The following is a 14,352-nucleotide window of genomic DNA, read 5'->3' on the forward strand; positions in this document are numbered from 1 at the left end:
TATAACCCAAGGAGCCAGGATGAAACAGCCATTGAAACTGACGACTCGCCAGGGCGAACGGATTGCCGTCGTGGCGGGTCTGCGAACCCCTTTTGCCAAGCAGGCGACTGCCTATCACGGCGTGCCTGCGGTGGATCTCGGCAAACTGGTGGTGAGCGAGATGCTCGCCCGTACCGATCTCGATCCCAAGCTTATCGATCAGCTGGTGTTCGGCCAGGTGGTGCAGATGCCGGAAGCCCCCAACATCGCTCGCGAGATCGTGCTTGGTACCGGCATGAGCGTGACCACGGATGCCTATAGCGTCTCCCGTGCCTGCGCCACCAGTTTCCAGGCGGTGGCCAATGTCACCGAGTCCATCATGGCGGGCATGGCCGATATCGCCATTGCCGGCGGCGCTGACTCCTCCTCCGTGCTGCCCATCGGGGTGAGCAAGAAGCTGGCTCGCGCCCTGGTGGATCTCAACAAGGCGCGCAATCTGCAGCAGCGCTTCAACATTCTGCGCCAGTTGCGGGTCAAGGATCTGCTGCCGGTGCCCCCCGCAGTGGCCGAATACTCCACCGGCCTTTCCATGGGGCAGACTGCCGAGCAGATGGCCAAGACCCACGGCATCAGCCGCGAGGCGCAGGATGCGCTGGCCCATCGTTCCCATACCCTGGCCGCGCAGGCATGGGCCGACGGCAAGCTGAACAGCGAGGTGTTCACCGCTCACGTGCCGCCCTACAAGTCACCGCTGGAGCGGGACAACAACATCCGCGAGGCGTCCGATCTGGCGAGTTACGCCAAGCTCAAACCTGTGTTTGATCGGGTGCACGGCTCTGTCACTGCCGCCAACGCCACCCCGCTCACCGATGGCGCCGCCGCCGTGCTGCTGATGCGCGAAGGGCGGGCCAAGGAGCTCGGCCTGGAGCCGCTTGGGTTTATTCGCAGTTTCGCGTTTTCTGCCATCGACGTTTGGCAGGACATGCTGATGGGCCCCTCCTATGCTACGCCGCTGGCGCTGGACCGCGCCGGCATCACTTTGGCCGATCTGACTCTTATCGACATGCACGAGGCATTCGCTGCCCAGACCCTGGCCAACCTCAAGATTTTTGCAAGCAAAGAGTTTGCCCGTGACAAGCTGGGCCGCGATCAGGCCATCGGTGAGGTGGACATGGAGAAGTTCAACGTGCTCGGCGGTTCCCTGGCCTATGGTCACCCCTTTGCCGCCACCGGCGCGCGGATGATCACTCAGACGCTGCACGAGCTGCGTCGTCGGGGTGGGGGATTGGGGCTCAACACCGCCTGCGCGGCAGGCGGATTGGGTGCGGCCATGGTGCTGGAGGTTGAATGATGAGCGCGAAGACTTTTTCACTGGACGTACGCAAAGATGGCATCGGCATCCTCACCATGGATGTGCCGGGCGAGAGCATGAATACCCTGAAGGCCTCTTTTGCAGAGGAGATCCGCAACCTGCTGGCCGAGGTGAAAGGCAATCGGGATTTGATCGGCCTGGTGATCACCTCAGGCAAGCAGGATTCCTTCATCGCCGGGGCCGACATCAGCATGCTGGCGGCCTGTGCCAGCGCCCAGGATGCCGAGACGCTCTCTCGCGAGGGGCAGATCATCTTCGCCGAGATCGAGTCCCTGACCATTCCGGTGATCGCCGCCATCCACGGCCCCTGCCTTGGCGGTGGGCTGGAGTTGGCGCTGGCCTGTCATGGCCGGGTGGTAACTGAGCATGGTAAAACCGTACTCGGTCTGCCCGAAGTGCAACTGGGCTTGCTGCCGGGCTCTGGTGGAACCCAGCGTCTGCCCCGTCTCATCGGGGTGGCCAAGGCGCTGGATCTGATGCTGACCGGCAAGCAGGTGCGGGCCAAACAGGCCAAAAAACTGGGACTGGTGGACGATGTGGTGCCGCCTTCCATTTTGCTTGAGGCCGCCATCAAGCTTGCCAAGAAGGGCAAGCCGCGCCACCAGCTGAAACGGGATCTGCAGGGTAAGCTGCTGGAAACCAACAAGCTGGGTCGCAAGGTGCTGTTCGATCAGGCGCGCAAAGGGGTGAAGGCCAAGACCCGTGGCAACTATCCGGCCCCCGAGCGGATCATCGAGGTGGTACGCATCGGCGTGGAGGAGGGGATGCAGGCAGGTCTCGCCGCAGAGTCCCGCCACTTTGGCGAGCTGGTGATGACCCGTGAATCTGCCGCTCTGCGCTCTATCTTCTTCGCCACTACCGAGATGAAGAAAGAGGTCACCTATCAGGGGGCCGAGCCGCGCAAGGTGGGTCATGCCGCCGTGCTGGGTGGCGGCCTGATGGGGGGCGGCATCGCCTTTGTCACCGCCACCAAGGCGGGTGTACCGGTGCGGATTAAGGACGTGGCCAACGCCGGCATCGGCAATGCCATGCGCTACAGCTACGATATCTTGGCCAAGAAGCTCAAGCGCCGCCAACTCCTGCGCAGCGAGCTGGAAAAACAGATGAGCCTGCTGACCGGCACCTTGGACTACTCCGGTTTCCACCGGGTCGACATGGTGGTGGAAGCGGTGTTTGAAGATCTCTCCCTCAAACACCAGATGGTGAAAGATGTGGAGCGCGAGTGTGGCGAGCATACCGTGTTTGCCTCCAATACCTCGTCGCTTCCCATAAACCAGATTGCGGCGGCCGCCGCGCACCCTGAGCGGGTGGTGGGGCTGCACTACTTCAGCCCGGTGGACAAGATGCCGCTGGCCGAGATCATTCCCCATGCCACGACCAGCCCCGAGACGGTGGCCACCACTCTGGCCTTCGCCCGTGCCCAGGGCAAGACCCCGATCGTGGTAAAAGACGAGGCGGGATTCTACGTCAACCGCATCCTGGCTCCCTATATGAACGAGGCGGCTCGTCTGGTGCTGGAAGGGGAACCGGTGGAGGTACTGGACGGCGCCCTGCTCGACTTTGGTTTCCCAGTGGGCCCCATCACTTTGCTCGATGAGGTGGGGATTGACGTGGGGGCCAAGATCTCGCCCATCCTTGAAAAAGAGCTGGGGGGCGAGCAGTTCCAGGCGCCCAAGGCCTTTGACAAGTTGCTGGAGAACGATCGCAAGGGTCGCAAGAACGGCAAGGGATTCTACCTCTACGGCAAGGCTGCCAAGGGCAAGAAGAAGGTGGACGAGAGCGTCTATGGAGTGTTGGGGATCAAGCCGGTGGCCAAACTGGCCAAACAGGAGATCGCCGAGCGCTGCGTGCTGCTGATGCTCAACGAAGCGGCCATGGCACTCGATGGCGGCGTGGTGGCCTCGGCCCGTGATGGCGACATCGGCGCCATCTTCGGCATCGGTTTCCCGCCCTTCCTGGGGGGGCCTTTCCGTTATATGGACGCTCTTGGCATCGACCATCTGGTCGGCAGGCTGGAGTATTACCAGAAGCGCCACGGCGATCGCTTTGCACCCTGTGAGCGCCTCAAGGCGATGGCCGCGGAGCAGCAGACCTTCTACTGATAGCGCCCCGCGATGATAACCAGACAAGAGGCCCGCACCCGAAGGTGCGGGCCTCTTTTTATGCCGGTGCTGATGGTATGCAGGGGCGGGTACGACGCGGAGAAAAAAGGGGGCAAAAAAATGGCCCACCTAAGTGGGCCATTGGGGAGGGGCGATGAGTCAGATCCCCGGTTTGCGTTCCGGACAGCGCCCTATGATGTCTGGCGGCATGTCGCCGTTGTCCTGCTCCAGCACCACATCGAATCCCCACAGCTGGTGGAGATGCTTGAGCACCTCGTGGCGGGAATCGCCGAGGGGGATGCGGTTGTGGGGCACATAGCGCAGGGTGAGGGAGCGATCCCCTTTCACTGCCACGTTGTAGACCTGAATGTTGGGTTCCAGGTTGCTCAGGTTGTACTGGGCCGACAGGGTGTTGCGCACCTGGCGGTAGCCTTCGTCATTGTGGATGGCTGAGATCTTGAGGTAGTTCTTCAGATCGTCGTCATCAATGGCAAAGAGCTTCATGTCCCGCATCACCTTGGGACTCAGGAACTGGCTGATGAAGCTTTCGTCCTTGAAGTTTTGCATGGCGAAATGCAGGGTCTCGACCCAGTTGCTGCCGGCGTAGTCCGGAAACCAGTACCTGTCCTCCTCGGTCGGGTGCTCGCAGATGCGGCGTAGATCTGTGAACATGGCAAACCCCAGCGCATAGGGATTGATGCCCGAGTAGTAGCGGCTGTTGTAGGCCGGTTGATAGACCACGTTGGTGTGGCTGTGCAGCACTTCCATCATGAAGCGATCGCTGATCTTGCCCTCGTCATAGAGGTGGTTGAGGATGGTGTAGTGCCAGAAGGTGGCCCACCCCTCGTTCATCACTTGGGTCTGCTTTTGCGGGTAGAAGTATTGGCTGATCTTGCGCACGATGCGCACGATTTCGCGCTGCCAGGGCTCGAGCAGGGGGGCATTTTTCTCGATGAAGTAGAGAATGTTCTCCTGGGGCTCAGCGGGGTAGCGTTTGTCCTCCACCCCGGCACTCTTGTGCTGCTTGGGCAGAGTACGCCACAGCTCGTTGACCTGGGTCTGCAGATAATCTTCCCGTGCCTTCTGGCGCCGTTTCTCCTCCGCCATCGAGATCTTCTGGGGGCGTTTGTAGCGATCCACCCCGAAGTTCATCAGGGCATGACAGGAGTCGAGCAGCTGCTCCACCGCATCGATACCGTGCTTCTCCTCGCACTGGGTGATGTAGTTCTTGGCAAACAGCAGGTAGTCGATGATGGAGGAGGCATCGGTCCACGCCTTGAACAGGTAGTTGTTCTTGAAAAAGGAGTTGTGGCCGTAGCAGGCGTGGGCCATCACCAGCGCCTGCATCGGCATGGTGTTCTCCTCCATCAGGTAGGCGATGCAAGGGTCTGAATTGATGACGATCTCGTAGGCCAGCCCCATCTGGCCACGCTTGTAGTTGCGCTCGGTGTGAATGAAGCGTTTGCCGAATGACCAGTGCTGGTAGCCGATGGGCATGCCGACACTGGAGTAGGCATCCATCATCTGCTCGGCGGTGATCACCTCGATCTGGTTGGGGTAGGTGTCCAGCTTGTAGAACCTGGCGACCCGGGCGATCTCCTGGTGGTAGGTCTCCAGCAGATCAAAGTTCCAGTCCGGTCCGTCATCCAGTGGCGTCACTCGTTTTTCGGTTTCGATCATGTGACCTCCTTACGCCGCTTGCTTCTTGAACAGCTCCCGGAATACCGGATAGATATCCTCGACCTTGCGGATATGCTCCATGGCAAAGTGGGGGAACTGGCTGGCCACCGATTCATACTCGTGCCACAGGGTCTGGTGGGCACGGGTGGTTATCTCTATGTAGGAGTAGTATCGCACCCGCGGCATGATGTCCCGCACCAGGATCTCCCGGCACTGGGGGGAATCATCGGCCCAGTTGTCGCCATCTGAAGCTTGCGCCGCATAGATGTTCCACTGGTTGGCCGGATAGCGATCGTTGATGATATCGTTCATCATCTTGAGCGCGCTGGAGACGATGGTGCCCCCCGTCTCCTGGGAGTAGAAGAACTCGTGTTCGTCCACCTCCTTGGCCTGGGTGTGGTGGCGGATATAGACCACCTCGACATTCTTGTAAGTCCGGCTCAGGAACAGATAGAGCAGGATGTAGAAGCGCTTGGCCATCTCCTTGGTGGCCTGATCCATGGAGCCCGAGACGTCCATCAGGCAGAACATCACCGCCTGGCTGGAAGGAACCGGTCGCTTGACGAAGTTGTTGAATTTGAGATCGAAGGTGTCGATGAAGGGCACCGCATCGATCCGCCGTTTCAGCTCGCGGATCTCCTTTTCGAGCTGGGCCATCTCGGCAAAGTGCTCGTTGGGATCGGCGGCCAGCAGGGCGAGGCGATCCTCCAGCTCGTGCAGCTGGCGTTTCTTGCCCGCCTGCAGCGCCATGCGCCGTGCCAGCGAGTTTTGCAGGGATCGCACCACGTTGATGTTGGCGGGCACCCCGTTGGAGGTGTAGCCCGCCCGGTAGGTTTTCATCTCCATCAGCTGGTTGAGCTGGGTCTTTTGCAGGCGGGGCAGCTCGAGATCCTCGAACAACAGATCCAGATACTCGTCTTTGGAGATCTGGAACACGAAGTCGTCCGAACCTTCCCCCTGATTGGAGGCCTGTCCCTCACCGGAACCCTGACCGCCACCCCCTCCCTTGGGGCGTTCAATCTTGTCGCCGGTGACAAACTGATCGTTGCCAGGATGCACCATCTCCCGTTTGCCCCCCTGTCCCTGATGGAAATGGGGTTCGCCGATATCCTTGGTCGGGATGCTGATGCTCTCGCCCTTGTCTACGTCCTGAATGCTGCGCTTGGAGACAGCATCCGAGACCGCTTGTTTGATCTGCTTCTTGTAGCGGCGGATGAAGCGCTGCCGATTGACAGCGCTTTTGTTTTTGCCGTTGAGCCTGCGGTCGATAAAATGCGCCATAACTCCCCCTTGAACAGGTCAGGGTCAGGATGACTTGCGGACCCTGAGATACCATTCGGAGAGCAGTCGCACCTGTTTGCGGGTGTAGCCTTTCTCCATCATCCGTTCGACAAAGTTATCGTGCTTCTTCTGCTCCTCGGCCGAGGTTTTGCTGTTGAAGGAGATAACCGGCAGCAGCTCTTCCGTGTTGGAGAACATCTTCTTCTCGATCACGGTACGCAGCTTCTCGTAACTGGTCCAGTTGGGGTTACGGCCTGCATTGTTGGCCCGGGCACGCAGCACGAAGTTGACGATTTCGTTACGGAAATCCTTCGGGTTGCTGATCCCGGCAGGTTTTTCGATCTTCTCCAGCTCGCTGTTGAGCGAGGCGCGGTCAAACAGCTGGCCGGTCTCGGGGTCACGGTACTCCTGATCCTGGATCCAGAAGTCGGCGTAGGTGACGTAGCGATCGAAGATGTTCTGGCCGTACTCGGAGTAAGACTCGAGGTAGGCGGTCTGGATCTCCTTGCCGATGAACTCTACGTAGCGCGGGGTCAGGTAGCCCTTGATGAACTCCAGATAGCGGTCGTGCAGCTCTTGTGGGAACTGCTCGCGCTCAATCTGCTGCTCCAGCACGTAGAAGAGGTGGACCGGGTTGGCCGCCACTTCCGCGTGGTCGAAGTTGAAGACGCGGGAGAGGATCTTGAACGCAAAGCGGGTAGAGAGACCATTCATCCCCTCATCCACCCCGGCGTAGTCGCGGTACTCCTGATAGCTCTTGGCCTTGGGGTCCGTGTCTTTGAGGCTTTCTCCGTCATAGACCCGCATCTTGGAGTAGATGCTGGAGTTTTCCGGCTCCTTGAGGCGCGACAGCACGGAGAATTGGCCCAGCAGCTCGAGGGTGCCCGGGGCGCATTTGGCCTCGGTCAGCTCGCTGTTGACCAGCAGTTTTTCGTAGATCTTCACCTCTTCCGAAACGCGCAGGCAGTAGGGCACCTTGACGATGTAAACCCGGTCGAGGAAGGCTTCGTTGTTCTTGTTGTTGCGGAACTGCTGCCACTCGGATTCGTTGGAGTGGGCCAGCAGGATGCCGTCGAAGGGGAGGGCGGAGAGCCCCTCGGTGCCGTTGTAGTTCCCCTCTTGGGTGGCGGTCAGCAGTGGGTGCAGCACCTTGATGGGGGCTTTGAACATCTCGACGAACTCCATGATCCCCTGGTTCGCCTTGCACAGCGCGCCCGAGTAGGAGTAGGCATCGGCGTCATCCTGGGCAAAATGCTCCAGCATGCGGATGTCCACCTTGCCGACCAGGGAGGAGATGTCCTGGTTGTTGTCATCGCCAGGCTCGGTCTTGGCGATGGCGATCTGGTCGAGGATGGAGGGATTGACCTTCTCCACCTTGAACTTGGTGATGTCGCCCCCGAACTCGTGCAGTCGCTTGGCAACCCAGGGGGACATGATGGGACGCAGGTAACGGCGCGGAATGCCGTACTCCTTCTCCAGCAGCTCGCCATCTTCCTCGATGTCGAACAGGCAGAAGGGGTGATCGTTGACCGGTGAGCCCTTGATGCGATAAATGGGCACCTTTTGCATCAGGGATTTGAGTTTCTCCGCGAGAGAGGATTTACCACCCCCGACCGGACCCAGCAGATAGAGGATCTGTTTCTTCTCTTCCAGCCCCTGGGCGGAGTGTTTGAGGTAGGAGACGATCTGTTCGATGGCCTCTTCCATCCCGTAGAAGTCCTTGAAGGCGGGATAGCGGGCCACGACCCGGTTGGAGAAGAGCCGGCTCAGTCTGGGATTGGCGGAGGTATCGACCATCTCCGGCTCGCCAATGGCGGTCAGCAGGCGTTCGGCGGCAGAGGCGTAGCAGGATTTGTCCTGCTTACACATGTCCAAAAACTCCTGGATGCTGTATTCCTCTTCCCTGGCTTTCTCATATCGCTGTTGGTAATGCTCGAAGATGCCCATAACTTTGCCCTCGTTATAGTCGCTTACCCTGAAAATGAGCGGATCACTATTTGTTTGGTCTTGCATTTAAAGCCTAGTCAACAGGCCCCAGTAATCCATCCCTATTTGATTGATGACACAGTGACGAAACCGGCCGGCTTACCGAGTGGGCCGGTCAGCCAGCAACACAGCTATGTTACTGACTGTTAAATTATTTTTGCCATGATAGTGAGGTAAATGTCAAAGACATAAAAAATAAATGTTTCTTTGCTTGCGGGCAGGTCCGGGCGAGTCGATGCAGGTGAAACGGGAAGCCAGACGTGGCGCCCGTTGGCGGGAATATCAATAAATCTATCATTACGCTAACGTCAACGTAATGTGGTTTGTTTGAAGTTACAGCTCTAATTTTTACATTGACGCTACAATTCCACTCCTCTAGATTGGCCATGTGCAGGTGGCAAGGCGCTTTAGCAAGAGAGCGGCTTGTCGTGGCACTAAGCTCTGTTTAAGCACGTTTCCGTTGGCTTGACCCTCGCAAAGGCGAGGGTCTTCTTTTTTTGTCTGCTGAAAAATTGTAGCGGTGCGCAGCCTGCTTTGTATTCAGGAGTAGGCCTGCTTTAAGGCCTGCAACACGTTGGCAAAGGGATGGGCTGCCAGTTGGCCAAACCCGGCCAGGGATCTGGCCTTGACCCGGGTGGTGAGCGGTGTGGCGATGCCACACAGGAAACGGGCCAGGACGCGTTCATCCTGTGTGCCTGTCTTGGCGATGAGGGGCTCGCACCAGGCGCGGATGCCCGCCTCGTTTGGCATGAACAGTTGGGGCAAGGGCGGGAGCACGGCAACCTGGCCGCGACAGACAGAGCAGTGGCCGCACCGGGCGGGGGCGGCCTCATCGGCAAAATAGCGGGCCAGGCGGTGGCTCAGGCAATCGTCGGCGGTGAAAAAGTCCAGCATGGCCTGCAGTCTGGCAAGCTCGCTCTGCTCTTTTTGCAAAAAAAGACCGTGCAGCCGCAGCGCCTCTTCTTCTTTGTTCCACCCCTGTTGATTGACCCGGTAGACCTCGGTCATCTGTTTGCTCTCGAGTTCAATCCAGCCCTGCTGTTGCAGATAGTCGAGGGCCGCAACCGCCCGCTGGCGTTCTCCCTGATAACCCTGCCAGAGCGCCTCGAAATCCATGGTGCACCAGCTGCGTGCCAAGGGCGCGCAGGCAAACAATTGTTCCAGAAACTGGCGCCGATCCGGGTTGAAGCGGGCGAGGATGTCGCTTTTATCCAGCACGAACTTGAAGCGGTAGTCGGCAAAATAGCTATAGGCCGGCGTGATGATGCCCGCCATTTCCAGATAAACCAGCAGGGTCTTGAGAGGCAGCTGGCGGATATTTATTTCGTTTGAGAGGCGCAGCAGAGTGAATTCCCACTGCGGGCCGCTGCCTGCAATGATGTCAAGCAACTGGCGGATGGCCGCCAGATCCGGGGTATCGCCATAGACGAAATTTTCCAGCACCGGCAGCTGGCTCTGGTTGGCCAGCACGGTGCAGTGCGAGAGTTGTCCATCGCGACCGGCCCGGCCAATTTCCTGGCTGTAGTTCTCGATGGATTTGGGCAGATCGTAATGAATCACCCGGCGGATATCCGCCTTGTCGACCCCCATGCCAAAGGCGATGGTGGCGACGATGCAATCCACCCGACCGGTCATGAAATCCCGCTGGATCCGGCTGCGCACCTCAGCATCAAGCCCGGCGTGATAGGCACGTACACTGAGCCCCTGCTGCTGCAACATCCCGGCGCACTGCTCGGCGGTGTGTTGCAGGGTGACATAGATGATGGTGGGTAGGCCGGGGTCTGCGCGCAAGGTTTGGGCGAGCCAGCTATCGCGCTCCTCGGGGGGAAGCGGCACCACGGCGAGATCGAGATTGGGGCGATAGAAGCCGGTCACGATCACATTATCGGGCTCGATGGCAAATTTGGCCTGCATATCCTTGATGACCGCCCGGGTGGCGGTGGCGGTCAGCAGCAATACCTGGGGGATCTTCAGCTCATCGCGATAGTGCGGCAACTTGAGATAGTCGGGGCGAAAGTTGTGACCCCACTCCGAGATGCAGTGCGCCTCATCCACCACCAGCAGCGACAGCGGCACCTGCTGGATAAAGCGGCGAAAGCGCTCGTTCTTGAGTCGCTCCACCGAGATCATCAGGATCTTCAGCTGGCCATCCAGGGCTTGCTGCATCACCTGACGGCTCTCTTCCGGACTCTGGCTGGAATCGAGGGTCGCGGCGCTGATCCCCTTGCTTTTGAGAAAGGCGAGCTGATCGTGCATCAAGGCCAGCAGGGGCGAGATCACCAGGGTGAGATGGGGCATGGCGAGGGCGGGCAACTGATAACAAAGGGATTTGCCTGAGCCGGTGGGGAAGATGGCGGCCGCGCTTTGGCCTGCCAGCACCCGGTTGATCACTCCCTCCTGGCCGGGTCTGAGTCCGGAAAAACCAAAGTGTCGGGTCAGCAGGGTCGGGATCATGGCAGGGCTCCAGCGCAAATCGGCGATGATAACACAGCGACCCCTTGAGAACGGGAGTGAGTAAGTCGGTAAAGATTGGTTGAAATGCGTACAAAAACGGGTGGTTGCCTTGTGGTTAAGAGTTTGTTGCGGAATTTTGTGATAAAAGCCGGATATTTTTTGGTGATTCTCTGGAAAAAAAAGGTGGCGAGTGGGATATTCCATCAAGCAATCCTGATAACCGCCGGATCGGCCCGACAGAAGGCTGGCCGCGGTTATCTCATATGAGGGCAGGCGCTTCTCAATGCGGGATTGCAGACAGGACTCATGAATCATGCACTACGGTGCCTAGGGACTTTTTGATGACACAACAACACCCTTTTATCCGGCTGGTCAATAGCACCAGTCTTGTCAGCCAGATCCTGGTTGGTCTGGTATTTGGTATCCTGCTGGCCATGTTTGCCCCCGAGTGGGCCAGGGCAGCCGGCCTGCTCGGCAGCCTGTTTGTCGGCGCATTGAAGGCGGTCGCACCACTGCTGGTCTTTGTGCTGGTGATGGCGGCCATCATAGGCCACAAGCAGGGGCAGAAAACCAACATCCGCCCCTTGCTGGTACTCTATCTGTTTGGCACTTTCGCGGCGGCCGTCGTCGCTGTCATGGCCAGCTTCCTGTTCCCCTCCAACCTGCATCTGGTAGCCAACACCGCCGAGATCACTCCGCCGGGCGGCATCACAGAAGTGCTGCAAACCCTGCTGTTCAACATCGTGACCAACCCGATCAAGGCGTTGATGGATGCCAACTACATCGGGATCCTGGCCTGGGCCATTGGCCTTGGCATCGCCATGCGTCATGCCAATGAGAGCACCAAGGCGCTGATCTCCGATCTCTCCCACGGTGTCTCCACCATCGTCAAGGCGGTGATCCGTTGTGCCCCGCTCGGTATTCTGGGCCTGGTCGCCTCCACCTTGGCCGAGACCGGCTTCGATGCCCTGTTCGGCTATGCCCAGCTGCTGGTGGTGCTGATCGGCTGCATGCTGTTCATCGCTTTCGTGGTCAACCCGCTGATCGTGTTCTGGAAGATCAAGCGCAACCCCTATCCGCTGGTGCTGACCTGCCTCAAAGAGAGCGGCGTGACCGCCTTCTTTACCCGCAGCTCCGCTGCCAACATCCCGGTCAACATGGCCCTGTGTGAAAAACTGCGTCTGCCGGAAGATACCTATGCGGTCTCCATCCCGCTGGGCGCCACCATCAACATGGCCGGAGCTGCCATCACCATTACCGTGCTGGCCATGGCGGCAGTGCATACCCTGGGGGTGGAAGTGGATCTGGCCACGGCTCTGCTGCTCTCCGTGGTTGCCACCGTCAGTGCTTGCGGCGCCTCCGGTGTGGCCGGTGGTTCCCTGCTGCTGATCCCGCTGGCATGCAGCCTGTTCGGGATCAGCAACGACATCGCCATGCAGGTGGTGGCCGTCGGCTTCATCATCGGGGTACTGCAGGATTCCGCCGAAACGGCCCTCAACAGCTCCACCGACGTGCTGTTTACCGCCGCGGCCTGCATGGCCGAAGACGAGAGCCTGATGGACGCCGAGGCGATCCCAAGCCGCGAAGCTTGATCTCGTTACCCACCTTCTCTGTTATTTGGCGCCCTCTTCGGAGGGCGCTTTTTTATGCCTGCAAATATGGTGTTGGCGGGGCATTGGCATCGCATCAGGTTGAGCCAGTCGCTTGCTGGCCTGTCATGCCTGAACGCCATGTCTGGTTCAGAGCACGAGTGAGGGGCTGGATACAAAGATGAGAAACTCATGGCGGGAAGGGCAAGCTACGACTGCACTACACCTTATTGCAACGTCCGGGGCTTTACCGTGGATTGGCAACGCCATGGCGGCAGGGTGGCATCTTTAGCCATGGCTTTAGTCAATGTCTGGCGGGCTACGGGAAAGGTGCGACGATGTGTTTCTTATACAACACAGATGTGCGGCAGGAGGTTGATGCAAGCAACAGGGTGGTTGAGCGTGTTGTGCCCGGTGCTTTCCCACCCGATGGGAGAGGTCGATTATTCGGGAAACAGGACAGGGTTAATGGAACTTAGGGGAAACAGGGGATGTTAGATGGGATATGTCGGCAAGAGAGGAGGGATTGGCGCAGCGCGCCCATAAAAAATGCCAGCCGGATAACGGCTGGCATTTTGGTTCGGCAGCGGGAGGGATTAACCAACCAGCTGATAGAAGATGGCGGAGATGGCAATCAGACCCATGGTGGCAACGAACACGTTGCTGATCTGGCCCTGGTACTTCGCCATGGCCGGTACACGCTTGATGGCGTACATCGGCATCAGGAACAGGATGGTGGCGATGATGGGGCCGCCCAGCGATTCAATCATGCCCAGGATGGAGGGGTTGGCCACGGCGGTGCCCCACAGGGTCAGGATGAAGAAACCGATGATGAACAGCTCAACCTTCTTTTGATCCGGCTCTTTGCCAGCCTTGGTCATGTTCTGGACGATCATCCCTTTCAGACCTTCACGGGCACCCAGATAGTGGCCGAAGAAGGAGGAGACGATGGCGACGAACGCAACCAGCGGACCGAAGTAGGAGATGATCGGGCTCGCATGCTGGTTGGCCAGGTAGGAGAGCACGGCGATGTTCTGGGCCTTGGCTTCGGCCAGCTGGGCCGGAGTCAGGCTCATCACGCAGGAGAAGACGAAGAACATCACGAAGCCCAGCAGCACCATGGCGGTTCGCTTGAGGATGGCATCGGATTTCTCGACGGCGCGATCACCGTAGTCACGACGCTGGGCCAGGGCGAAGCTGGAGATGGCCGGGCTGTGGTTGAAGGCGAACACCAGCACAGGGATGGTCAGCCACAGGGTGGTGGCGAAATCCTTGGCAGACGGCACCTGCGCCAGAGCGGCACCGGTCCAGTCCGGGATCAGGTAGAGGGAGATACCGGCCAGGATGGCGATGAGCGGGTAGACCAGGAACTCGGTCACTTTCAGCATCAGCTTCTCACCGGCCAGCATCACGGACATCATGCCCATGATCAGCACGATGGAGAGGATCCAGCGCGGCGGGGCGGCCATCTGCAGCTGGTTGACCATGAAGCTTTCAACCGTGTTGGTGATGCCCACGCCGTAGATCAGCACGATGGGGTAGATGGCGAAGAAGTAGAGCAGGGTGATGAGCTTGCCTGCGCCGACGCCGAAGTGCTCTTCCACCACCTTGGTGATGTCTGCATCTTTCTGCTTGGAGGAGAGGACGAAACGGGCCAGGCCGCGGTGCGCCAGGTAAGTCATGGGGCCGACCAGCAGCGCCATCACGACCAGCGGCCAGAAGCCGCCCATGCCGGCGTTGATCGGCAGGAACAGAATGCCGGCGCCGACGGCGGTACCGAACAGACTGATCACCCAGGTGGTGTCTTGTTTCGCCCAACCCTTGGTGGTCTGGACGGAGCTGAATCCTTGCTCCTGTGCGGTCGCAACATCCTGTGCGCCAATGACAGTTTTAGACATCTATCTCACCC

8 protein-coding genes are annotated in these 14,352 nt (G+C 59.2%); 3 read left to right on the top strand and 5 right to left on the bottom strand.

What is annotated here, in order from left to right; translation table 11 throughout:
- The first annotated feature begins 19 nt into the window (after window positions 1-19).
- Entirely contained in the window at window positions 20-1,330 is a 1,311-nt protein-coding gene (fadI, locus tag MRK42_RS10045) for an acetyl-CoA C-acyltransferase FadI (protein WP_338612326.1), read from the top strand.
- Window positions 1,330-3,453, top strand: coding sequence for a fatty acid oxidation complex subunit alpha FadJ (fadJ, locus tag MRK42_RS10050; RefSeq protein ID WP_338612465.1), 2,124 nt, complete (start codon window positions 1,330-1,332; stop codon window positions 3,451-3,453). Before fadI ends, fadJ begins: the two co-directional genes overlap by 1 nt.
- A gap of 159 nt (window positions 3,454-3,612) precedes the next feature.
- Here the strand turns inward: fadJ and MRK42_RS10055 are convergent, their stop codons facing one another.
- The 4 genes from MRK42_RS10055 to MRK42_RS10070 all read right to left on the bottom strand — a co-directional run bounded on the left by MRK42_RS10055 (window position 3,613) and on the right by MRK42_RS10070 (window position 10,854).
- Window positions 3,613-5,133, bottom strand: coding sequence for a SpoVR family protein (locus tag MRK42_RS10055; RefSeq protein ID WP_201977539.1), 1,521 nt, complete (start codon window positions 5,131-5,133; stop codon window positions 3,613-3,615).
- A 9-nt stretch (window positions 5,134-5,142) separates the two neighbouring features.
- Entirely contained in the window at window positions 5,143-6,414 is a 1,272-nt protein-coding gene (locus MRK42_RS10060) for a YeaH/YhbH family protein (protein ID WP_338612327.1), read from the bottom strand.
- 24 nt (window positions 6,415-6,438) lie between these two features.
- A complete protein-coding gene (locus MRK42_RS10065) occupies window positions 6,439-8,361 on the bottom strand; it encodes a PrkA family serine protein kinase (RefSeq protein ID WP_026457556.1) in 1,923 nt (640 codons plus the stop codon).
- 579 nt (window positions 8,362-8,940) lie between these two features.
- Entirely contained in the window at window positions 8,941-10,854 is a 1,914-nt protein-coding gene (locus MRK42_RS10070) for a RecQ family ATP-dependent DNA helicase (protein WP_338612328.1), read from the bottom strand.
- A gap of 341 nt (window positions 10,855-11,195) precedes the next feature.
- Here MRK42_RS10070 and sstT point away from each other — a divergent pair, with 341 nt between their 5' ends.
- Window positions 11,196-12,446 carry a serine/threonine transporter SstT gene (gene sstT, locus MRK42_RS10075; RefSeq protein ID WP_338612329.1) on the top strand — a complete coding sequence of 417 codons (1,251 nt, stop codon included), beginning with the start codon at window positions 11,196-11,198 and terminating at the stop codon, window positions 12,444-12,446.
- Window positions 12,447-13,039: 593 nt separating this feature from the next.
- On the opposite strand, the gene MRK42_RS10080 is transcribed toward sstT, so the two are convergent.
- Window positions 13,040-14,341, bottom strand: a complete 1,302-nt coding sequence (locus MRK42_RS10080) for a serine/threonine transporter (RefSeq protein WP_026458036.1) — start codon at window positions 14,339-14,341, stop codon at window positions 13,040-13,042.
- Between the last annotated feature and the right edge of the window lie 11 nt (window positions 14,342-14,352).

It is taken from the genome of Aeromonas sp. 19NY04SH05-1 (assembly GCF_040581895.1).
Classification (GTDB): Bacteria; Pseudomonadota; Gammaproteobacteria; order Enterobacterales; family Aeromonadaceae; genus Aeromonas; species Aeromonas enteropelogenes.

What these genes read in the sequence shown, in the direction of transcription:
- sstT (WP_338612329.1), top strand. Translation starts at nt 11,196, where the DNA reads ATGACACAACAACACCCTTTTATCCGGCTGGTCAATAGCACCAGTCTT.
- MRK42_RS10065 (WP_026457556.1), bottom strand. Translation starts at nt 8,361, where the DNA reads ATGGGCATCTTCGAGCATTACCAACAGCGATATGAGAAAGCCAGGGAA.
- MRK42_RS10055 (WP_201977539.1), bottom strand. Translation starts at nt 5,133, where the DNA reads ATGATCGAAACCGAAAAACGAGTGACGCCACTGGATGACGGACCGGAC.
- fadI (WP_338612326.1), top strand. Translation starts at nt 20, where the DNA reads ATGAAACAGCCATTGAAACTGACGACTCGCCAGGGCGAACGGATTGCC.
- MRK42_RS10080 (WP_026458036.1), bottom strand. Translation starts at nt 14,341, where the DNA reads ATGTCTAAAACTGTCATTGGCGCACAGGATGTTGCGACCGCACAGGAG.
- fadJ (WP_338612465.1), top strand. Translation starts at nt 1,330, where the DNA reads ATGAGCGCGAAGACTTTTTCACTGGACGTACGCAAAGATGGCATCGGC.
- MRK42_RS10060 (WP_338612327.1), bottom strand. Translation starts at nt 6,414, where the DNA reads ATGGCGCATTTTATCGACCGCAGGCTCAACGGCAAAAACAAAAGCGCT.
- MRK42_RS10070 (WP_338612328.1), bottom strand. Translation starts at nt 10,854, where the DNA reads ATGATCCCGACCCTGCTGACCCGACACTTTGGTTTTTCCGGACTCAGA.